Annotated in this window: 1 pseudogene; it reads right to left on the reverse strand. The window is 43.0% G+C overall.

From position 1 onward, the window contains the following. Positions 1 to 245: 245 nt before the first annotated feature. A pseudogene (locus A3729_RS32815) lies at positions 246 to 474 on the reverse strand (hypothetical protein); the annotation flags it as partial.

The raw sequence follows: 474 nt of genomic DNA on the forward strand, positions 1-474 counted from the left end.
GTGCCAGCACGTCATTACCCAGCAATGGCTGTTGAAGTTCAGAAGATCTGTGAGAAATATCAGATCCCTTACAATACGGGAAGCTTTTCAAGCCAGTATAAAACTGTTGTAGGACGGGTACTTAAATATTCCAAGCCTACTGCACAAGAAGCTATGGCTTAATACTAAGCTAAGTTTCTTTTCCTTTTACCCTTTAACGCAGCTAATGACCCCAATTGTTAGTTGCGTTTTTTTGTTGTAAAACGCTAAGCTGTTTGCGCCAGCTGGCCAGGATAAGTTATCTCTTGCTTTAAGCGTCTTACATGCAGCTCTTCGACAACCAGACTCTGCTTTTCATCTACCCCTCCACAGCAAGCCCTCAGGTATTCTAGATTTCCACTCACCTTAAAGCTCACATTACCAGATAACATTGCAGACTTAGATTCTCCCATACACTGCTCGTCAACCAAGATCGTATTCTCTCCCTGTGCATCT

It is taken from the genome of Oleiphilus sp. HI0043, from assembly GCF_001634935.1.